Below are 22,104 nucleotides of genomic sequence, written 5' to 3' on the forward strand. Positions count from 1 at the left end.
TGTGAGCGGCGGACGCATCGAAGTGTGCCTCGTCGGCGCGGGACCCCGCGGCCTGTCGCTGCTGGAACGGCTGTGCGCGCAAGAGCGCAGGTCTCCCCGCAGCGGTACCGTCACCGTGCATGTGATCGACCCCGACCCGCCGGGCGCGGGGCGGGTGTGGCGGCCCACCCAGTCCCGGCACCTGCTGATGAACACCGTCGCCTCCCAGGTGACGGTCTTCACCGACGCCAGCGTGCAGATCAAGGGGCCGCTGGAGCCCGGCCCGAGCCTCTACCAGTGGGCCAGGGCGCTCGGCGACATCGCCGCCGCCTCCGGCGCGACGTCCCTGAACGACGCGGCCCTGTCCGAGGCGCGGGCGCTCGGCCCCGACACCTACCCCACCCGGGCCCTCTACGGGCAGTACCTGACCTGGGCCTTCCGGCACGTCGCCGCGAACGCGCCCGCGCACGTGTCGGTGCAGGTCCACAAGGCGCGGGCGGTCGGCCTTGTCGACGGCGACGCGACGATCGGCGGCTCCGGGCCGCAGACCGTGCTGCTGGACGACGGAACGCTGCTGACCGGGCTGTCCGCGGTGGTGCTGGCGCAGGGCCACGTCCCCGTCCGGCTCACCCCCGCCGAGCAGGAACTGGCCGGCTTCGCCGCCGGGCACGGCCTGACCTACATCCCGCCGGCCAACCCCGCGGACGTGGACCTGTCGTCCATCGCCCCCGGCGAGAGCGTCCTGCTGCGCGGCCTCGGCCTGAACTTCTTCGACTACATGGCGCTGTTCAGCCACGGCAGGGGCGGCACCTTCGCACGCGTCGGGGACCGCCTGGTCTACCGCCCCTCCGGCCGCGAGCCGCGGCTGTTCGCCGGCTCCCGGCGGGGCGTGCCCTACCAGGCGCGCGGCGAGAACGAGAAGGGCCCGCACGGCCGTTACGCCCCCCGGCTGCTGACCGCCGAGTACGTCGCCGCGCTGCGCACCCCCGCGACCGCCCGCGAGCCGATCCGCTTCGGCACCGGGCTGTGGTCGCTGATCGCCATGGAGGTGCAGAGCGTCTACTACGAGACGCTGCTCGCCACCCGGGAAACCCCGGCCAGGATCGCCGACTTCGCCAACCGCTACCTCGACGCGGCGCCGGGCGAGGACGAGCAGCGGCTGCTCGACGAGGCCGGCATCGCCCCGGCCGAGCGCTGGGACTGGGAGCGGGTCGCCCGCCCGTACGACACCGGCGACCTGCGCGACCTGGCCGCCTTCCGCGCCTGGCTGCGCGGCTACCTGGACGAGGACGTGCGCAAGGCCCACGAGGGCAACGTCAGCGGGCCGTTCAAGGCGGCGCTGGACATCCTGCGGGACCTGCGCAACGAGGTACGGTTGGCCGTCGACCACGGCGGTCTCGACGCCGCGTCGCACCGCGACGAGCTGGACGGCTGGTACACCCCGCTCAACGCCTACCTGTCGATCGGCCCGCCCGCCTCCCGTATCGAGGAGATGGCCGCGCTCATCGACGCGGGGGTGCTGGAAGTGACCGGGCCCGGCATGCGGGTCGGCACCGACCCCGAAGGACCCGCGTTCGTGTGCACCTCCAGCGAGATCCCCGACGTGCTGGTGCGGGCCACCGCACTGGTCGAGGGCCGGCTGCCCGACATCGACCTGCGCCGCACCGCCGACCCGCTGATGGGCCAGCTGCTGCGCACCGGCCAGTGCCGCCCCTACCGCGTCCCCGGCGCGGACGGCCGCGACTACGAGACCGGAGGCCTCGCGGTGACCGAGCGCCCGTACAACCTGCTGGACGCCTGCGGCCGCGCGCATCCGCGGCGCTTCGCCTACGGGGTGCCCACCGAGTCCGTGCACTGGGTGACCGCGGCGGGCATCAGGCCGGGCGTCGGCTCGGTCACCCTGGAGGACTCCGACGTGATCGCCGCCGCCGTCCTCGCGCTGCCCGCGCCGCAGCCGCCGCCGGTGCGGCTGCCCGAGCAGGTCGTCCTCACCGGGCAGGGCACCGCCGCCGGGGTGACGTCATGACCGCGGAACCGTACGCCGACACGGGCCTGCTCTCGCCGGTGCGGGTCGGCACCCCCGTCGAGGCGGCGGTCGGCGACACCGCCTGGCTGCAGGCGATGCTCGACGCGGAGGCCGCGCTGGTCCGGGCCCAGGTCCGCTGCGGCACGGTCCCCGCGCACGCGGCCGCCTCCATCACGGCCGCGGCCCGCGCCGAGAACCTGGACGTTCGCCGGCTGGCCCTGGCCGCGCGTGAGACGGCGAACCCGGTCGTCGGCCTGGTCGCGGCGCTGACGTCGGTGGTGGCCGCGCAGTCCCCCACCGCGGCGGAGTACGTGCACCGCGGCTCCACCAGTCAGGACATCTTCGACACCGGCGCGATGCTGGTGGCCGCCAGGGCGCTGCGGCTGATCGGCGCCGACCTGCGGGCGGTGGCCGCGTCCCTGGCCGCCACCGCGGCCGCGCACCGGGACACGGTGATGGCCGGCCGTACGCTCGCGCTGCACGCCGTGCCGACCACCTTCGGCCTGAAGGCGGCGGGGTGGCGGCAGGTGGTGCTGGAGGCGGCCGAGCGCGTCGACCGGGTGGTGGACGGCGGGCTGCCCGTGTCGCTCGGCGGCGCGGCCGGCACCCTCGCGGGCTACCAGCAGTACGCCGGGGACGACGCGGCGGCCGACGCCGTCATCGACCTGGTGGCCGCCTTCGCCGACGAGACCGGGCTCGCGGTCCCCGTACTGCCCTGGCACACCCTGCGCACCCCGATGGCCGACCTGGCCGCCGTCCTCACGCACACCGCGGGCGCGCTCGGCAAGATCGCCGCGGACGTCCTGGTGCTGTCCCGCACCGAGATCGGCGAGGTCGCCGAACCCGCGGGCGCGGGCCGGGGCGTGTCGTCGGCGATGCCGCAGAAGCGCAATCCGGTGCTGGCGACGCTGATCCGCTCCGCCGCCGTGCAGGTCCCCGCGCTGGCCGCGGTCCTGCCCCAGTGCATGCCGGCCGAGGACGAGCGGGCGGCGGGCCTGTGGCAGGCCGAGTGGCAGCCGCTGCGCGAGTGCCTGCGGCTGGCCGGGGGCGCCGCGCACACCGCCGTGGAGCTGGTCGAGGGCCTGACCGTGCACCCCGAGCGGATGCGCGCGAACCTCGCGGCCACCGGCGGCCGGATCGCCGCCGAGCGCGTGTCGGCCGTGCTGGCACCGCGGCTGGGCAAGGTCGCCGCGAAGGAGCTGCTGGCCGACGCCTCGGCGCGGGCGGCGCGCGAGGGCCGGGAGCTGGCCGACGTGCTGGCCGAACTGCCGCGGCTGCGCGGGGTGCTCGGCGCGGAGGAGCTGGCCGCGCTGCTCGACCCGGCCGCCTACACCGGGGCGGCGGGGCCGCTGGTGGACCGGGCGCTGAAGCAGTGAGGGAGGGGACCGCGACCGGTCCCCTCCCCTCCTACGGCGCCTTACGGCTCCGCGCGGGCCGAACCGCTCCGCGCCGGACGCCGTCAGCCCTTGCGGACCGCCACGATCTCCAGGCTGATCGCGGTCGTGTCGTTGATGAAGGCCGAGCCCTTGGTCACGCCGAGCGCCTTGTTGCTGATCTGGGTGGAGGCCGAGAAGGTGGCCACCGACGTGCCGTCGGCGCCGGTCTCGAAACCCTTGGGCGAGAGCGCCAGCGTCACCTTCTCGGTGGCCGCGAGCACGGTCAGGTCGCCGTCGACCAGGAAGCCGTCGCCGTCGGCCCGTACCCCGGTCGAGGTGAAGGTGATCGTCGGATACCGCTCGGCGTCCAGGTACCCGGCGCGCTTGAGGTCCCGGTCGCGGTTGGGCATCCCGGTGTTCAGGGAGGCGCTCTGGATGACCGCGCTGACCGACGAGTCGAGGGGGTCCTCCTTTAACACGACGGTGCCCTCGACGTCGGCGAAGGTACCTCGGGTCTTCCAGAAGCCGAGTGCGCGCGCCAGGAAGGCGATCTCGCTGCGGGCGGCGTCGATCACCCACGTGCCGGCCTGGTAACCGGGAATGCTGACCTGCGTGGACATGGTGTGGAGTGCTCCTCGCGGTGGAATCGAACCGGAACAGCTGGTGAAGGTGATGCGGGAGTGCTCACGCCGTCCCGTACGGAGCAACCCGCGGGACGGGCTCGCACAGTGCGTCACCAATCATGACACGGAGCTGATCCACCACCTCACGCGGCGTCAGGAACCGCCGCCCCGGACCCTTCTCGGCGGCGCTCGCCGCGGCCGGTCCGCCCCCTCCGGGCCGGGCTACTGGACCCGCCCGGGGGCTCGCAGCTCCGGGGCCTGGCGGAGGATCTCCAGCTCCAGGTGCTGGAGGGCGGGGCTGGGGGAGATGCCCAAGTCCTCGACCATGCGCTTCTGGTGGGCTCGCAGGACGGACAGGGCGTTGGCCTGGCGGCCGGCGCGGTAGAGGGCCAGGCTCAGCAGCTCGCAGCCGTACTCGCGCAAGGGGTGGGCCTGGGTGAAGGCGGCCAGTTCGGGGACCGCGAGTTCGTGGTTGCCCACGGCGATCAGGGTGGCGCAGCGGCCCTCGATCATGGACAGGCGGAGTTCTTCGAGGCGGACCGCCGCCGGGGTGACGTGGCGGGCGGCGGACACCTCGGCGTAGGCCTCGCCGCGCCACAGGGCGAGGCCGGCTTCGAAAGCGTGCAGGGCGCGTTGCGGGTCGCCCCGGTCCAATGCCTGCCAGCCGGCGGTGGCACTCTCCCCGAAGCGGTGGGCGTCGACCTCGACGGCCCGGCTGTCGAGCAGGTAGCTGCGGCCGCGGGTGCACAGCACGGTGGCGGGGGTGCGCGGTGCGCGGTGCGGTTCCAGCGCGCGGCGCAGGTTGGCGATGTAGGCGTGCAGGGAGGTGATCGCGGACTGCGGCGGGCGGCCGTCCCACAGCGCCTCGACCAGCATGTCGACGGAGACCGGCTGGCCGACCTGGCTCACCAGCAGGGCGAGCGCGGCGCGCTGCTTGGGCGCGCCCAGGTCCACCAGCCGTCCGTCGACGTAGGCCTCGATCGAGCCGAGGACGCGGAATTCGACCGCGGCCGCGGGAGCGGCCACGGGGCTCAGCACCCGACGGGACGACGGGACGGCGGCCGCCGTGAGGTGGTCGTCCCTGCGCCGGGGCGTGATGTCGAGCTCCAGCGCCTTGCTGACGTAGCTCTTGAGCGTCTCGTTGGCCCGCCTCAACTCCCAGACCTCGCGCTCCAGTTCCGCGATACGCCGGGCGCTGCCGCCGGGGCCCTCACTTCCCGGGGGCAGCTGCCCCGGCTCGGTCGCTTTTCCGTGCTCCTCGACCGCCACCGGGACGGCGGTCAAGGTGCGGCGGACTTCTCTGTCCAACGGTTTCGCGTGCATAGAGACTGCCCCCGTGAGTGAGTGTCCGGACATGCCCCGGACGGCGCGTTCGGCAGGAGTCGGTTACCTGCCGCTGAGCGAGGGAACGGGATCGACGTCGCCCACCTGCGGCAGGGCGTCGTCCTGCCGCCGGAAGAGGCCGCTGGGCCACCACATCCACCGGCCGACGTCCAGGGTGAGCGCGGTGACCAGCACCGAGCGGACCACGATCGTGTCGAGCAGGACGCCGAAGGCCACCGCGAAGCCCAGCTCCGCGGCGAAGACCATCGGCAGCGAGCCCATCGCCCCGAAGGTGCCGGCGAGCACCAGGCCCGCCGAGGTGATGACACCGCCGGTGGAGGACAGGCCGGTCAGCGCGGCCCGCCTGGTGCCCTGCCGCTGTGCTTCCTCGCGGATGCGGGTGACCAGGAAGATGTTGTAGTCGATGCCCAGGGCGACCAGGAAGACGAACGCCAGCAGCGGGAAGGACGCGTCGGCCCCGGCGAAGTGGAAGACGTGCTCGAACACCAGGCTGCTCACGCCCAGAGCGGCGCCGAACGACAGCAGCACCGTGGCCATCAGCACCAGCGGCGCGACCACCGCCCGCAGCAGCAGCCCCAGGATGAGCAGCACGACGAGCAGGACCAGCGGGATGATCACCTTGTCGTCGCGGGTCGCCGCGTCCTCGGTGTCCACCATGATGGCGGTGCTGCCGCCGACCTGCGCGTCGGCGCCGGCGATCCGGTGGACCGCGTCACGGGCCCGGTCGACGGTCCGCCTCGCCGCGTCGCTGCTGGGCTCGTCCTTCAACTGGGCCAGCAGCACCGCCTCACCGCCCTTGACCACCGGGTCCTGGACGCCGGCGAAACCGGACACGCCGTTCAGCGCCGCCTTGACCTGGCCGGCCGCCGCGGCCCTGGTCACCACGTAGACGGGGTCGCCCGACCCGGCGGGGAAGTGCTGGGCGCGTACGTCCTCGCCGACCGCCATCTGCGGCTTGTTCGTGAACTGGTCCTTGTTGGCCAGACCCGAGGCGTTGAGCCCGACGGTGCCGAGCGCCAGCGCGGCGAGCGCCAGCGCGGTGCCCGCCCACACCAGGCGCGGGCGGCCGGCGATGGCCTTGCCGACCCGGCTCCAGACGCCTTCCTTCCGTACCGCCTCGGCGCCGTGGGCCGGCTTGGCGGGCCAGAAGATCCACCGGCCGCAGGCGACCAGCAGGGCCGGCATCAGGGTGACCATGGCGAGCAGGCCGACCACCACGGCGATGGCGCAGGCCGGGCCCATGCCCTTGGTGGAGTTCAGCTCCGCGAAGCTCAGCAGCAGCAGGCTGACCGCGACGGTCGCCGCGCTGGCCACGATCGCGGGGCCGGAGCGGTAGAGGGCCTCGGCCATCGCGTCGTGCCGGTCCTCGTGCCGCAAAAGCTCCTCGCGGTAACGGGAGATCAGCAGCAGCGCGTAGTCCGTGGCGGCGCCGAAGATCAGCACGACCAGGATGAAACTGGTCTGCTTGTTGATGACCAGGCCGGCGTGCCGCGCCAGCACGTAGATGAGCGCCTCGGCGCCGAGCAGGGCCACGCCGACGGTGATCAGCGGCAGCAGGGGGAGCAGCGGGCTGCGGTAGGTGAGCAGCAGGATCGCGACGACGACCACCGCGGTGATGGTCGTCAGCGCGCCGCCGCCGCTGAAGGCCTTGATGGAGTCGGCGCCGTATCCGGCCGGTCCGGCGACGTGGAAGCCGAGGCCGTCGGCGCCCTTGTCGCCGATCACGGTCATGTCGTCGACGACCTTGCCGAGCCCTTCCCAGCCGGTGTTGTCCTTGTGGACCTGGACGACGGTCTGGATGGCCTTCCCGTCGTCGGATATCACCGGGCCCTGCGGCCGTCCCACGACGTTGTCGATGCCGAGGAAGGCCTTGGCGTCGGCCTGCGCCTTGGCCATGTCGGCGTCGGTGACGCCGCCGGCCCGGTCGTAGACCACGATCGCCGGCACGGTGTCGGCGGGCATCAGCTTCTCGGCGCGCTGGACGACCGCGGTGGACTCCGCGTTGCCGGGCAGCCAGGCCGAGTTGTCGTTCTGCTCCGCGCCGGAGAGCTTCCCGGCGAACATCATCGCGGGAACGAGCAGGACGGCCCAGATCGCGATGACGACCCACTTGCCCACCCGCCCGCTGGGCAAGGCGGCCAGTTTTCGCATCATGCCGTTATCTCCGAGTTCTTTGTGGGGGTGAAGGGGTGAACGGGGCCGTCCCGGCCTTCTGACCGGGTGTCAGGAGGCCGGGAGGCCGTCAGGCGTGCAGTACGGTCCGCGGGTCCAGGACCTGCGCCCGTACGTGCCCGAGTGCGAGCAGCACCGGGATGTCGGTGAGCAGGGGGAAGTGGTAGGCGAAGGGGCGCGGGCCGACCATGTCGGGCGGGCCGCCGTAGCTGCCGTCGGCCTTCTGCTGGGCGAGCAGCCAGGTCAGGGCGCGGCTGACGGCCGCCGGATCGTCGGAGTAGCACAGCGTGATCAGGCCGTAGGCGGTGCTGATGTCGTCGCTGGCGTCGCCGGGCTGCATGCCCCAGCCGCCGTCGTCGTTCTGCGTCTCGCGCACCGTCCGCTCGATACGGGCGGCCATCGCGGCGGCGCGCGGGTTGTCCCGGCCCGCCGTGCAGGTGGCCAGCCGGACCCGGAAGAGGCTGTGCAGGCGGCTGCGGCTCCAGCCGGGCTCGAAGCTGCCGTCGGCGAACTGGTTGTCGGCGAGGAAGGCCAGCGCCTTCTCCCGGGCCGGCGCGGTCGCCGGGTGCGGGGCGAGCGCGCAGACCGCGGCGGCGGTCATGCACGGCTCGGAGGAGGCGCCGGCGACGTAGGTCGGGAATCCGCCGTCCGCGCCCTGCACGGCCAGCAGCGCGTCGATCCCGCGCCGTATCGCGCCGGCGTGCGTGACCGGGTCGACGGCCTGCAGGAACTCCAGGGCGCAGGACGTGTCGTCGACGTCGTTCTGCGCGACGATCGTCGACATCGACCAGCCGCCGGTCAGCGCGGCGCCGCGGGACAGGGAGCGCAGCGGGGCGCCGCCCTGGTGGGCGCCGAGCATCGTCGCCATGCGGCCGAGCAGCGCCGGGTCGGCGCCCGCCGCGTGCAGGGCCAGACCGCCGGTGGAGGTGCACCAGTTGTGCATCTCCAGGACGAACGGGAAGCCGCCGTCGGTGCGCTGGTGGGCCAGCAGCGTCTCGACGCCGCGCCGCACGGTCTCCTCCTGGCCGGGTTGCCCGGCCAGCGCGTGCAGCGCCAGCAGGTGCATCAGCGCGTAACCCTCCCACACCGTGCCGCCCGGGTCGGTGGCCAGCAGGGTCTCCAGCGCGGCCTCGGTGACGCGGTTCCGCACGCCCATGGCGCCGGCCAGGATCAGCGTGATGGACGCCTGCTGCACGGCGGCCCAGGAGTGCAGCGGGTCGGTGGGGGCCTGCCCGCCGCCGGGGAGTTCGGCGTCGGCCGGCAGCGGGCAGCCGAGCACGCAGAGCACCGCGTAGACCATCAGGCGGCGCCGCACCGAGATGAAGCCGGGCGCGGCGGCCAGGACGCCGGACGCCAGGGTGCCGACCAGGGCGCTGTCGCCGCCGGGCTCGCGGCCCACCGCGCCGCCGACGGCCAGCGAGGCGAGCACCAGGTCGAGACGGTCCTGGGACTCCTGGTGGCCGCGCAGGTAGGCCAGGAGGCGGTCCCTGGCAGGGGACTCGGCGCCGATCCGGGTCATCAGCGCCAGCGCGAGGGCGGATTCGAGCACTCTGCTCTCGCAGGTCTCGCGTATCGCGCCGTCCGGGTCGGCTCTGCCGCTGACGTGCGCGACCAGCCGGGAGGTGGCCTGGCGCACCGCGTCCGGGTCGATGTCGTCGGAAAGCCGCAGCGGGGCCGGGCGCGCAGCGTTCGCAATCTTCATGGAGTGCTCCTGTCTGGGCCGGCCGAACCGGCGGGAAGGGCTGGTGGCGCCGTGCGGCGGCGCGCCGGGCCGCGGAGGAAGGGGGGCCCGGCCCCGCCCCGGTGCGAGCGGCGGGCGGAGCCGGGCGCCGGTCAGCGGACGCTCTGCGCGAACCGGAAGAACTGGTAGGGGTCGTACTTCGACTTGACCCGGGCCAGCCGCGGGTAGTTCTCGGCGTAGTAGGAGCGCCGCCAGTCGGGCAGGCGCGGGTCGATGAAGTTCTGGTAGGTCTCGCCGTTGGAGTAGGGGTCGATGGCCGCGAAGCCGCCGTCGACGTAGGCCCAGGCGGCCTCCTTGGCCTCGGTGGGGACCGGAGCGGCGGCCTCCGAGGTGAGGAAGCTGACCGAGAAGAGGCTGTCGCGGTGGACGTAGGCGGAGGCGTCGCGCGGCAGCGTGTTGGCCTGGCCGCCGAGGGCGGAGATCTGCAGCTGGCGCATCTGCCCCGGGTAGCGGTGGTCGACGAAGGCGTCGAGCGCCTTGGACCAGCCCTCGCGCGGCATCGCGTCCTCGAACAGGCGGCTGCGCCAGGCGCCGAAGGCCGGGCGCTGGATGTGCCCGTCGGCGGAGGTGTCGACGCGGTGGCACTGCTGCACCGACAGCTCGGAGCACTGGTAGAGCTGCATCAGCACGTTGCGGTAGGGGGCGGTGAACTTCTGCTGGAAGACCGTGGGCCGGCCGACCAGCGAGAGCAGCCGGGCGATCTCGGCGTCGAAGGCCGGGCCGGTGTCCACCGAGGCGAGGAAGACCGCGGCGCTCGGCACGGTGCCCGGACCGGCGTCGGTGAGCGTGACGTTGACGCCGCTGCCGATCGTCCAGGGCGCGTCGGGCAGCCACCTGGCCCAGCCGTCCAGCATGTCCAGGGCCTGGTCGAAGGGCCACACCATGTTGATGGCGGCCACGTTGGTCAGCGGCGAGGGGGTGACGTCGTAGGAGGTCACGACCCCGAAGTTGCCGCCGCCACCGCCGCGCAGGGCCCAGAAGAGGTCCTTGTGCGAGTCGGGCGAGGCGGTGACGGTACGCCCGTCGGCGAGCACCACCTGCGCCGAGGTGACCTTGTCGGCGGCGATGCCGATGCTGCGGGTGAACAGGCCCATGCCGCCGCCCTGGAAGAACCCGCCGGCCGCGACGGTGGGGCAGTAGCCGCCGGAGATGCCCAGGCCGCTGGGCGCGAGGGTGTCCATGATGTCGACGAGCTGGGCGCCGGTCCCGATCCGCACGGTGCCGTCGCCGGGCACCACGGAGTTGAGCGAGGAGACGTCGACGACCAGGCCGGGGGTGGTGGAGTAGCCGGCCGCGCTGTGGCCGCCGCTGCGCGCGGCGACGGGGATGCCCTCGCCCTCGGCGAAGCGCAGGCAGGCGGCGACGTCGGCGGGGGAGGCGCAGTAGGCGACCGCCTTGGGGTTGGTCGAGTCGAACTCGACCTGGTAGAGCTGCTTGGCCTTCTGGTAGTCCGCGTCGGTCGGGAGCACCAGGCGGCCCTGGAGCCGGTCGCCGAGCCGGCTCCACTTGGTGGCCGAGGCGTTGGCCTTGGCCTGCGTGGCGCCGGCCAGCACCGTCCCGGCCACCGCGGCACCACCGGCGCCGGCGAGGAAGGACCTTCTGTTGATCATGCTGTTTCTTCCGTCTTCGTCAGGGCGTGCCGCGCGGGACACGCCTGATCGGGCGTCTGGTCGGGTCTCGAAGGAGACGGGCCGGGGCGGGCGGTCACGAGGCCCGGTGGCCCAGGACGAGGGAGAGCGCCTCGGTCAGCGCGCCCGCGGCGTCCGCCTCGGCGCCGGTCGCACGCCAGGCCACGTGCTGGTCGGGCCGGACCAGGACGGCGCCCGCCCCGCCCGTCTCGCGCAGGTGCTCCCAGGTGCCGTCGGCGTCGGCGTAGTCGCCGCCCTCGCCGATCCGCACCGCGGTCACCGGGACGGAGAGCTTCTCGGCCGCCAGCGTGGCGGCCTCGGCCCACGCGGCCCCCTCGGAGCCGGTGATCAGGACGAAACCGGCGCCGGAGCCGACCAGGTCGTGGGTGGAGAGCCGCTGCCCGTCCCGCTCGATCCAGGCGTGCGGCAGCAGGTGGCCGGGGCGGGTGGTGGGCCGGTAGGTGTCGCCCAGCGGCGAGCGGGCCGGCGGGCGGCTGCCGTCGGGGACGACCGCGCCCTGCTCGTAGGAGAAACCGGTCTCCACGTCGATGGCCTGGCACTCGCCGCGGTGGGTGGCGAAGATCTCCGCGGCCCTGGCGCGCTGCGCGGCGCCGATCGGGGTGGGCGCGAAGAAGCCGAAGAAGACCCCCGCGCGGCGCTCCGGCGGCACGTGCGGGCCGAGGCCCAGCGCGGCGTCGATGACGACCAGGTGGTTGGCGGAGGCGGACATCGCCCAGCCGAGGTTGAACTGGCCGACCGGCCGGCGCTCGGCCTCGTAGGCGTCGAGCAGGCTGTCGTCGGCGCCGCCGGAGATCACCGAGGCGAGCTTCCAGGCGAGGTTGTGCACGTCCTGGATGCCGGAGTTCAGGCCCAGGCCGACGGCGGGCGGCTGCCGGTGGGCGGCGTCGCCGGCCAGGAAGACCCGGCCGTGGCGGTAGTGCTCGGCGAGCACCGCCTCCACGGTCCAGCTGGTCACCTCGTGCAGGGTCAGTTCGAGGTCGGGCAGGCCGAGGACCTCGCGGATACGGCCGACGACCGCCTGCTCGTCATCGCGGTCGATGCCCGCGAGCGGCAGGTGGATGCCCCACTGCTCGCAGTTCTTGCCCCAGGTCGGGCCCATCTCGATGAGCGCGCTCGACAGGTCGGGGCGCATCGGGTTGAGGAACCAGGTGATGAGCGAGCCCTCGTTCCACCACTGCGACAGGTCGGCGGAGAAATACGCCGTGGTCGCGTCGAACAGGGCGGGCATGCCCTCCATGCGGGCGCCGATCGCCGGGCCGACCGTACGGCCGGCGTCGGCGGCGATGACGTAGCGCGCGACGACCGTGGTGGTCTCGCCGGTCTCGGCGGAGCGGATCTCGGCGGTGACGCTCTCGCCGCCCTCGTCCTGGGTCAGCGAGACCAGCTCATGGCCGAACAGCACCTTCCCGGGGTTGCGCTGCTCGGCGTGCCGGCGCAGCACCGGCTCCAGCCGCAGCTGCGGCAGCTTGACCGGCAGCACCGGTCCGGCCGCCTCGTACGCCTCGCGCAGCGCGCCGCCGCCGAAGCCGTCCATCTCGTGGATGAGCCGCCCGTCGAGCGGGCCCTGGCCGGTGAGCGTGGTCTGCCAGCGCACCTTGCCGAACTGCTCGGGGCTCGCGCCCAGTTCGAGCACGTCGTCGGCCAGGCCGTGCTGGCGGAAGATCTCCATGGTGCGCTGGTTGACGTAGTGCGCCTTCGGCAGGCGCGAGGTGTCCGCGCGGCGCTCCACCAGCAGGTGGCCGACGCCGTGGTCGGACAGGAAGGTGGAGGCGGACAGGCCGGCGCCGCCGCCGCCCACGATCAGTACCGGAACTTCTACGGTGCCCAAGGTTTCGTCCTTCCGGGAGTGCGGCCGGGCGGCAGGAAGCATCCGACGTCCGCCGGGCCACAGGGAGTTCAAGAAAACGAGCGACGCCATTTCAGGCGGGGGAAGCGAGCGGGGCGGGGCTACACCGGGTCCGCGAGGACTCCCTCGGGCAGCTGCATGATCTCCGGCACGCCGGAGCCCCACCGGTAGTAGGACTGGAGCTTGTAGTACTCGCCGTCGGGCTGGGAGGCGACGGCGTAGACGAACTTCGTGTCCGGGTCGGCGGCGCGCACGTGCCGGACGAACAGGTCGATCCGGTCGTCGAGTTCGACGGGGAGGGAGGCGGGGTCCGTCGTCGCCACGGCGAAGGAGATCCGCTCGATCAGCGGGGAGTCCCAGCTGAGGGTCACGTAGACGCCGAAGGCCTGCTGTCCGAGCCGCAGTGCCTGCTCGGAGGGCTCGGCCTGGTCGATCTCGCGCAGCATCGACCGTACGGACTCGGGGGCGATGCCGCCCTCGGGCGGTTCGCCGAAGTAGATGTTGACGGTGCGGCCGACGTAGTCGATGCCGAGCAGGCCGACGGTGTCGCCCAGGCCGTGCCGGGCGATGAAGTCCAGGCTCGCGCCCAGGCTGGGCGGCATCGAGGCGATGCCGGCCAGGTGCGCGACGGGCTGCAGTTCGGTCCTGGGCAGCACCACCCAGATCTTCTTGAAGCCTTTGACGACGCCGAAGTCGATGCCGTAGCCGTCGACGGGGCAGTTCTCGCTGATGTCCGCGAGCAGCCGGGAGACGGGGTGGTCGGTGTCCGCCAGCAGGCCGTTCTTGACGGCGAGTTCGTAGGGGTCGGTGTCTCGCGGCACTGTGAAGCGGCAGTCCAGTTCGCCCGCGCGGCGGGCGCCGGTCGACACTCGGAAGGCGACCACGCCCTCGGCGAGGTCCCCGCCGTAGAGGTCGAGGATGCGCAGCACCCTGTCACGCGCGTACTCCACCTCCAGCAGTCCGGCTGCCTCCTCGATGGCCGAGTGCAGCGCCTGTATCGCGCCTTCCTGAGGGGTCGGGGCCGCCTCACTCATGGCGTTCACCATCCTTGGGATTCATGGCGGCCAGCCTCAGCCATCCGTCTTCAACAGACCTGTCACCGCACTTGCCGTTCGCTTGGCGCGGGATCACCGGGGAAGTTCCCTTCTGGGCAGCTCGCCTGCGTGCAGCAGGAAGAGGGGGTGGAATCGGTAGCGGTCCTCGCCCAGTGCGGCGCTGTCCGGCTCCGAGGTGAGCAGGCAGGCGTCGACGAGTTCCTCCAAGGCGCTCTCGACCCCGTCCAGGCCGATCACGTCACCGGCCAGCCGGGCGGTGAAGGGGCCGGGGCCGACCGCCGAGAGCCAGGGCAGGACGGCCGCGGTGATCGGGCTCAGCCGGGACAGCGCCCGGTCGAGGGTGCGCGGCAGGTCGAGGTCGCCGTAGGACAGGGCGGCCAACCGGGTGCGCGGGTCGGCGAGCCGGGCGGCGAGCCGGGCCACCGTCCAGTGCGGGCGGGCGGCGAGCCGGGCGCCCGCGATCCGCACGGCGAGCGGCAGCCCGGCGCAGTAGCGCACCAGGTCGCGTGCCGCGGGGAGTTCGGCACGGATACGGTCGGCGCCGGCGGTCTCGGCGAGCAGCGCCACCGCGTCCTGGTCGCCCAGCGGCTCCAGCGGGACCGTGCAGGGCGCCGGCACGGTCACCAGCCGTCTGCGGCTGGTGACGAGCAGCGCGGTGTCCGGGCTCGCGGGCAGCAGCGGGGCCAGTTGCGCGTCGCTGGACGCGTCGTCCAGCACGACCAGCAGCCGGGAGGTGGCGGTCAGCGCGCGGTAGCGGCGTACGAGGTCGGTCAGGTCGTGGCCGCCGCGCTGCCCGGGCTGCCCGGTGTCGCCGAGCGCGCAGAGGATCTCGGCGAGTACGGCCGCGGGCGCCCGGGCGGCTCCGTCGGCGTCCTGGAGGTCGGCGTGCACCACCCCGTCGGGGAACGACCGGGCGCAGCCGTGGGCCACTTCGGCGGCCAGCGCGGTCTTGCCGCTGCCGGGCATCCCGGTGACCAGCGCGGCCCTGAGCCGGGAGACCGGGCCCGAGGGCCGCCGCAACAGCAGTGACCTGAGCCGGGCCGCCTCGGCCGCGCGCCCGGTGAAGGGGGCCGTCCGCACCGGCAGTGCGACCAGCGGCCGGCGCGGCTGCGCTGCGCCCTCGCCGCGCAGCATCCGCAGGTAGGCGTTGCTGAGCAGCTGCCCCGGCACCACGCCGAGCTGCTCGTCGAGTATCCGGCGGCCCTCGGTGTAGACGTGGACGGCCTCGGCCTGCCGGTCGCAGCGGTGCAGCGCCGTGATGAGGTGGGCGCGCAGGTTCTCCTCCATGGGGAAGCGGGCCACCAGGGAGAGCAGTTCCGGCACCAGGGAGCGGTGCCTGCCGGTTTCCAGGTCCGCCTCGATGCGGCGCTCCAGCGCCTCCGCCCGCAGGAATTCCAGCCGCGGCCGCTCGGACTGGAGCAGGTGCTCGGTCACGTTGTCCAGGGCGTGGCCGCTCCAGCAGTCCAGGGCGCTGCCGAGCAGCCGCCCCGCCTCCTCGTGGCGGTTCTCCTTCAGCGCCTGGCGGCCGAGCCGGTCGAGGCGTTCGAAGGCGAAGAGGTCGACCTCGGCGCCCCGGGCGTCGAGTACGTATCCCGGGCCTTTCCTGGAGATCCGTTCCGCGTCGTCCCCGAGGATTTTCCTGAGCCGGGACACGTACGTGTATATCTGCGCGTTCGAGGTGGGCGGCGGGGCGTCGCCCCACAGTGCCGCGCTCAGCCGGCCGTCCGCGACCAGGGCGCCGCGGGCCAGCAGCAGCACCGCGAGCACGGTGTGGATCTTCGCCCCCGGCAGCGCGACCGCCGTGCCCGCACGGGTCACCGACACCGGTCCCAGCAGCCGGAATTCGAGCGTCAGCGACGGGTCGGCGCGCGGGTCGTCAGCGTCGGCGGGTCCGTCGGCGGTCTTGTCGGCAGGCCGGACGGCCACTCCCCCAGAGTTCAGCACAGTGCGGTCCCCGTCCCACGAACAATCCCCGGTGAAATCTGTTCGTGAACGTATCCGCCGACTCTTTTCCCGCATTATCGAGTCGATTTCGGGGACGCGAAATCGCCGGGAAACCGCGTCAAAAGCGACCGCGCCTAGGGTGATGCCAAGAGCCGTCCGGAGGAATTACAGCGAACTCTTAGGGAGAGTCATCCATGCGAAAGCCCCGTACGGTCGCAGCGGCGTTCCTCACCACCGCGCTCCTCTTTCTTCCGCTGCTCCTTGCCCTCGGCAACAGCACGGGCACGAGCGACCTGCCCTGGACGTGAGGCACGCCCGGGGCAGGTCGGGCCCGCGGCCGCGATCAGCAGCCGTGCAGCAGCTCGGCGAGCACCAGCCCCTCGATCGGGCTGTCGGCGTCGTGCGACTCCAGCGCCTCCCGCAGCCGGCCCGCACGCCGCACCCACACCGGGGCGTTGAGCGTACGGAACTCCTGCTGCGCCCACTCCAGCGGCGCGTCGGCGCCGGTGCCACCGGTGATCGCCTCGGCGCAGGCCAGGTTGGTGGTGATACGGGCCTGCAGGAACCGGTCGTTGACCTCTTCGGCGGCGCGCAGCCCGCGCAGCAGGCTGGCGCGCGCCTTGTGCGGCTCGTTCAGCCGCCACTGCGCCTCGCCGAGCACGCACAACCCGTGGGCCTCGCCCAGCCGGTCGCCCTGGCCGCGGGTGAGGCCCACCACGTCGTGGCAGACCCCTTCCGCCTGGGCCGACTGCCCGGCGCTGAGCAGCGCCTCGGCGAGGCGGTAGAGGTTCTGCGTGCGGCTGCGCAGCGATCCGGCCTCGTAGCTGACCTCGATGGCCTGGTTGCTCAGCTCCACGCCCCGCTCGGGATTGCCCAGTTCGATCTCGATCTGGGCGAGCAGCCCCAGCGCGTGGGACAGCCCCGAGGAGTCGCCGGCCTGCCGGAAGAGCACCAGGGCCTCCTCGCAGCTGCCGGCCGCCCCGGCGAGGTCGCCGGAGAAGCGGGCGCACACCGCGAGGTTCCGCCGCACGATGGCCCGGCCCTGGATGTCGTCGGTCTGCTCCAGGTGGAGCAGGGCGGACTCCAGCCGTTCCCGCGCCTCCTCGTAGCGGCGCTGGTAGATGGCGAGCGTGCCCAGCGAGCGGAGCATGGTGCCGGCCCCGCGGATGTCGCCGACGCGCCGCGCACCCGCCAGCGCGCACTCGGCCGTGCGCTGCCAGTCCTCCAGGTGGTTGCGGGTCTCGAAGAAGGAGACGGAGCCCACCGCGAGGACCCAGGCGCGGCCCGCCTGGTCGCCGCGCGCGGCCTGCGCCACCAGCGAGCCGAGCACCTCCCGCTCGCCCTCGAACCACTCGATGGGGTCGGCGACCAGTTCGCTGACCGTCCCGCCCGGGACCTCCGCGGTGTACGCGGGGACGTGCGGGGCCACCTCGCCCTTGCCGTACAGCTGCTCCTGCGCCGCGTAGACGACGGTGAGCATGGCGGACAGGACCCGGTCCAGGGTCTGTTCGCGTTCCTGCGCGCTGTCCTCGGCCAGGCAGCGCTCCTGGGCGAACAGCCGCATCAGGTCCTGGAAGCGGTAGCGCGTGCCGCCGCCGTGTACGGAGCAGGTTTCCAGCAACTGCGCGGCGGCGAGCCGGTCGAGCAGTTCCTCGGAGTCGCCCGGGGTGACTCCGAGGACGGGGGCGCCGATCCAGGCCGGGAAGTCGGGCACGTCCAGCATGCTCAACTGCCGGTAGAGGCGCGCGGCCTGGACGGACAGGGCCCGGTAGCTGAGCCACAGGCCGGAGCGGACCCCGCTCTCACCGGAGCTGAGCACGTCGAGCCGCTCGCGGCGGTCCTCCATGCGTGCGGCCATCCTGCGCAGCGACCCCTGGTGGTCGGACAGTAACCGGGTCGCCACGATCCGCAGGGCCAGCGGCAGGTGGTCGCACAGGTCCACCAGCCGCTGCGCCGCGGCGGGTTCCGCCGCCACCCGGTGGTCGCCGATGGTGGCGGCGAGCAGGCCGAGCGACTCCGCCGGGCTCATGACGTGCAGCTCGACGCGGACCGCGGCGAAGGCGCCGGCGATCCCGCTGAGCGGGTCGCGGCTGGTGAAGAGCGCCCGGGCGGGGCCGCGCCCCGGGAGCAGCGGCCGGATCTGGTCCAGGGAGCCGGCGTTGTCCAGGACGACGAGCAGCCGCTTGCCGTCGAGGGTACTGCGGTAGAGCGCGGCCCGGTCCTGGAGGCCGGCGGGGACCGCGGCGCCGGGCACGCCGAGCGCGCGCAGCGCCCGGTCCAGGGCCGCTTCGGCCGTGACGGGGCCGCCGTTGCCCGGCAGGTCCTGGAGGTCCAGGTAGATCTGCCCGTCGGGGAAGCGCTCCGCGACACGGTCGGCCCAGTGCAGCGCGAGCGCGCTCTTGCCGACACCGGCGGCGCCGTAGACCGCGGCGATCCGCACCGGCAGGCCGCCGCCTTGGCCGGGCGCCGGCTGCACGAGCCTTTCGAGCAGTTCCAGTTCGGCCTCCCGGCCGACGAAGGGCTCGGGCGGCAGCGGCAGTTGCCGCGGTACGGCCTCCGGCGGACGCGCGGCCACGGCGGTGGGCGGTGCGGTCCGTACCGGGGCGGGACCGTCGCCCTCCAGCACCTTGCGGTGCAGCTCCTGCAGTTCGGGGCCGGGTTCGACGCCCAGCTCCGCGATGAGGATGCGGCGCCCCTCGCGGAAGCAGTCGAGCGCCTCTGACCGGCGGCCCAACCGGTCGTACGCCCGCATGAGGACGGCACGCGCGTGCTCGCGCAGCGGGTGCTCGGCCACGACCGGGGACAGGTTCGCCACCACCGACCGGTAGCGGCCCTGCTGGAGCTGGACGGCGGCGTACTCCTCCGCCAGGTCGATGCGCAGCTCGGTGAGCCGGCTCACCGCCCCGGTCAGGGCGCCGCCGTCCATGCCGTCGAGCACCGGCCCCGACCACAGCGCGAGAGCGTCCTCGAACCGGGCCGCGGCCGCGTCCGGGTCGCCTGTCTCCGCGGCGGCCCCCGCGGCCGCCGCCGATTCGTACAGGTCGACCACGTCGACGTAATGGCCCTCGGTGTGCAGCACGTAACCCGGCAGCACGGTCTCTATGAGGCCGTCGACACCCGCCTCGTCACGGAACGTCTTGCGCAGCGCGGAGACGCAGATGGCGATCTGGTTGCGCGCTGTGGCGGGCGGCTCGCCGTCCCAGACGGCGTCCGCCAGTGCGTCCACCGAGACGACACGTCCCGGAGTGAGCAGCAGCACGGCCAGGATCGTGCGCTGCCGCGCGCTGCGTAGTAGTAGTGACTTGCCGTCCACGCTCACCTTGAGCGGGCCCAGCACCTGAAAAGATAGCCAGGGTGACACACCGTCCCCTTCCCGGGGCGGCGCACGCCCCGCCCCCCCGCGGGAGACATTGCAGAGTCATTGTGTGTACTACGCCTGGCGCGGACAACATGGTTGCGAACCTCTCACGCTGCGTACCGGTCCTTCACCCCGCTCCCTGCGCGTCTTCCGGGCCTCGCCACTTTCCGTCACTCAATGGCCAACGCCGCTCCATCGTTTGGCGTACGTCCCTCAGGCGCGCACCGATCTCTTTGCGTAGTCGCTCACCGGCGCGGCCGTTGGCGAGCACGACGAGCCCGCGACCGGTACGCACGCGCAGTGCCGTGGCCGCGTAGTACCCGTCAGGGGCGGCCTCGTGCCCGAACTCCGTGTCGGAGCCCAGGACGTCGACCATCGTGCCGAGGCCGTAGAGACTGTCCGGGCTGGGCGTGAGCATGCGCGCCGCGGTCTCCCGGCCGAGCAGGGCGAGCGGGGCGCCGAGCGCGGAGCGGCGGATCTCCAGCGCCACCTTGGCCAGGTCCGCCGCGGTGGTCCACAGCTCGCCCGGGCCGGCGGCCGTGCGGGCGGCGCCGAGGCGGTGCCCGGCGGCGTCGTGGCCGACACGGGCCGCCGGGGCGCCGGTCGTCCCCGCCCTGCCGTACGCGCCCGGCTGTTCGCCGAACCAGCTGTCGTCCAGGCCGAGCGGCCCCAGCACCAGGCGCCGCATCAGCAGCCGGAAGGGCTCGCCCGTGGCGTCCTCGAGCAGCGCGGGGAGGCGGTCGGAGCCGGCGTCCACGCCGGTGTGCCCCAGCAGGTCGGCGAGGGTGGCCGAGGTGTCGCCGTCGCGGGCGACCTCGGCGTCCAGGGCCATCACCCCTTCGTCCACCAGGCGCAGCGCGCCCAGCGTCGCCACGTGCCGGCTCAGCCCGCCCACCGGGAAGGCGGTGCGCGGGGTGACCGCCCTGCCCTCCCCGTCGGTTCCCGCGGCCTCGACCGCCACCAGGTCGCCGCCCTCCATGACGGCGACGGACGCACCGGGCACCCGGCACGCCGCGACCAGTTCGGCGAAGGCGCGCCCCTCGAAGGGCAGCCGCCCGTGGGCGTCCTTTGGCCCGCACGGGTCGTACCACCCGGGGCTGGGCAGCGCCGCCACGTCCAGCCGGCCGTCCGCGGCGCGCGGCACCTCGTCGAGCAGGGCCAGGCTCGCCGGCACCAGGTGCGCGGGCAGCCGCTGCCGGCAGTGGGCCGCGAGCGCCGCCGCGTCCAGGCCCCGCGCGCCGGTGCGCGGCACCACGTAGGCGGCCAGCCGGACGTCGCCGGGCGCGGCCCGCACGGCGATGACGACGGCCTCGGCGACGTACGGGTGGTCGTGCAGCACCTCCTCGGTCTCCGCGGGGTCGGCCCGGTGCTCGCGCACCCACACCTGCCGGTCGGTGCGGCCGAGCAGCTCCACCTCGCCCGCCGCCGTCCGCCGCGCCAGCTCACCCGTGCGGAACATCCGCGTCCCCTCGGGGCCGTACGGGTCGGGCAGGAACCGGTCCGCCGTCAGCGCGGCCCGGCCGTCGTAGCCGCGGGCCACCCCGGGCCCGGCCACGTACAACTCGCCGACGACACCGGCCGGTACGCGCCGGCAGGTGTCGTCGAGCACCCGTATCTGCGCCTCGGCGCCGGGCGGCGCCGGGTGCAGGAAGGTGCCGTACGACGTCTCGGCCGTGCTGTACGAGGTGAACAGCCGCCGGGGACCCAGCAGTTCGGCGAGCTGGTCCGCCGCGGGACCCGGCTCGCCGCCGGCGACCACGAAGGTGCCGGCCAGCGCCGCGACCGCCTCGTCGCCTAACTGCCGAATGAGCAGGTCGAGATGGCCTGGGGTGAGCTTGAGGAAGCCGAACGGGCCGGCGGCCGCCAGCCACTCCCCCAGCCGCGTCGGGTCCAGGGCCTGCGGGGCGAGCAGCACCCGCTGCCCGGACCACAGCGGCGCCCACAGGCCGGTCGCCGTCAGCTCGGAGGCGGCCGAGCCGAAGACCGCGGTGCCGCCGCTTCCCGTCCTGGCCAACTCCCGTTCGGCCCAGGCCACGTGGTGCGCCAGGCCGCGGTGGGTGACCGTCACGGCGTGCGGGCGACCGGCCGCGGCGGGCACGTGGGCCACGCACGCCACGTCGTCCGGGTCCGGCGCCCCGGCGAGCGGCTCGCCCGGGTGCCCGGCCAGCTCACCGCACACCTCGGGGTCGTCCACGCACAGCAGCTGCCCCTCGAACGCGTCGGGCCCGTAGGCCGCCTCGGTGACCAGCACCCGCGCCCCCGCGTCGGCGAGCAGCAGGCGCAGCCGGGCGGCGGGGAAGTCCGGGTCCAGCGGCACGCACCCGGCGCCCGCCTTCCACACGCCCAGCGACACCGCGTGCAGCTCGGCGCCCCGGCCGAGCAGCACCCCCACCAGCACGCCGCGCCCCACGCCCCGCGACCGCAGATACCGGGCCCAGCGGTTGGACGCGGCGTCGAGCCCGCCGTAGGACAGGACGAACCCGTCGCCCTCCACGGCCACGGCCTCCGGATTCCGCCGCGCCTGCCGCCCGACCAGCCCGGGGACCGAGGCGGCACCGGCCCCCAACCGGTCGGCCGCACCCTCCGCTTGCGCCGCACCCTCCCCTTCCGCTTCCGCCCGGCGCCGCAGGCTCACCGGCCGCAGGTCGGCCCACAGCTCCTGGATGCGGACCAGGCACCGCTCCCGCGACCCCGCGGTCCCCTCGGCCCGCCAGCCCGCCGGCAGTTCGCGGTCGGTCCACCAGATCGAGTACTGCCCCTCGCTGTTGAGTACGACGCGCCGGTCCGCGGGGGCGGTGGTCTGCGGTTCGGACAAGGTCGCTCCTGTCGGGTTCCACGGGCGTTCGCTGGGTGGGGCGAGTCGAGCCACCCTGCCAGGGCGTGCCATACACGACCTATACAGGTAGTTCAGGTGCGCTGATTACGGCTGCGCGAAGTCGGGCCCCATCAGTGTTACCCATAAATATCAACGCCCAACTCCGTTCCGTCATC

12 protein-coding genes are annotated in these 22,104 nt (G+C 73.9%); 2 read left to right on the top strand and 10 right to left on the bottom strand.

From position 1 onward, the window contains the following. Position 1 precedes the first annotated feature (1 nt). Positions 2–2,005 carry an FAD/NAD(P)-binding protein gene (locus BUE44_RS17345; RefSeq protein WP_073499299.1) on the top strand — a complete coding sequence of 668 codons (2,004 nt, stop codon included), beginning with the start codon at positions 2–4 and terminating at the stop codon, positions 2,003–2,005. Further along, on the top strand, positions 2,002–3,381 hold the full coding sequence (locus tag BUE44_RS17350; protein WP_073499301.1) for a class-II fumarase/aspartase family protein: 1,380 nt from the start codon (positions 2,002–2,004) through the stop codon (positions 3,379–3,381). Before BUE44_RS17345 ends, BUE44_RS17350 begins: the two co-directional genes overlap by 4 nt. Positions 3,382–3,464: 83 nt before the next feature. Here the strand turns inward: BUE44_RS17350 and BUE44_RS17355 are convergent, their stop codons facing one another. The 10 genes from BUE44_RS17355 to BUE44_RS17400 form a co-directional block, all read right to left on the bottom strand. Beyond that, a complete protein-coding gene (locus tag BUE44_RS17355) occupies positions 3,465–4,001 on the bottom strand; it encodes a YceI family protein (protein WP_073499303.1) in 537 nt (178 codons plus the stop codon). Between the two features lie 225 nt (positions 4,002–4,226). Beyond that, a complete protein-coding gene (locus BUE44_RS17360) occupies positions 4,227–5,312 on the bottom strand; it encodes an AfsR/SARP family transcriptional regulator (protein ID WP_265737161.1) in 1,086 nt (361 codons plus the stop codon). A 78-nt stretch (positions 5,313–5,390) separates the two neighbouring features. Continuing rightward, positions 5,391–7,502, bottom strand: a complete 2,112-nt coding sequence (locus BUE44_RS17365; RefSeq protein ID WP_073499305.1) for an MMPL family transporter — start codon at positions 7,500–7,502, stop codon at positions 5,391–5,393. Positions 7,503–7,590: 88 nt separating this feature from the next. Continuing rightward, complete coding sequence (locus BUE44_RS17370; protein WP_073499307.1) at positions 7,591–9,222, bottom strand: prenyltransferase/squalene oxidase repeat-containing protein; 1,632 nt, start codon at positions 9,220–9,222, stop codon at positions 7,591–7,593. Positions 9,223–9,353: 131 nt separating this feature from the next. Beyond that, positions 9,354–10,871 (bottom strand): FAD-binding oxidoreductase, encoded by a 1,518-nt coding sequence (locus BUE44_RS17375; protein WP_073499309.1) that lies wholly within the window; start codon positions 10,869–10,871, stop codon positions 9,354–9,356. Between the two features lie 94 nt (positions 10,872–10,965). Continuing rightward, positions 10,966–12,738 carry an FAD-dependent monooxygenase gene (locus BUE44_RS17380; protein WP_073499311.1) on the bottom strand — a complete coding sequence of 591 codons (1,773 nt, stop codon included), beginning with the start codon at positions 12,736–12,738 and terminating at the stop codon, positions 10,966–10,968. A 119-nt stretch (positions 12,739–12,857) separates the two neighbouring features. After that, positions 12,858–13,790 carry an aromatic prenyltransferase gene (locus BUE44_RS17385; RefSeq protein ID WP_073499477.1) on the bottom strand — a complete coding sequence of 311 codons (933 nt, stop codon included), beginning with the start codon at positions 13,788–13,790 and terminating at the stop codon, positions 12,858–12,860. Positions 13,791–13,883: 93 nt separating this feature from the next. After that, the gene (locus BUE44_RS17390) at positions 13,884–15,737 is read right to left on the bottom strand and encodes an AfsR/SARP family transcriptional regulator (RefSeq protein WP_235002218.1); all 1,854 of its coding nucleotides are present in this window, start codon (positions 15,735–15,737) and stop codon (positions 13,884–13,886) included. Between the two features lie 361 nt (positions 15,738–16,098). Then, a complete protein-coding gene (locus tag BUE44_RS17395) occupies positions 16,099–19,116 on the bottom strand; it encodes an AfsR/SARP family transcriptional regulator (RefSeq protein WP_073499313.1) in 3,018 nt (1,005 codons plus the stop codon). Positions 19,117–19,240: 124 nt separating this feature from the next. Continuing rightward, complete coding sequence (locus BUE44_RS17400) at positions 19,241–21,928, bottom strand: AMP-binding protein (protein WP_073499315.1); 2,688 nt, start codon at positions 21,926–21,928, stop codon at positions 19,241–19,243. Positions 21,929–22,104: the final 176 nt, after the last annotated feature.

Source organism: Actinacidiphila paucisporea, assembly GCF_900142575.1.
Classification (GTDB): domain Bacteria; phylum Actinomycetota; class Actinomycetes; order Streptomycetales; family Streptomycetaceae; genus Actinacidiphila; species Actinacidiphila paucisporea.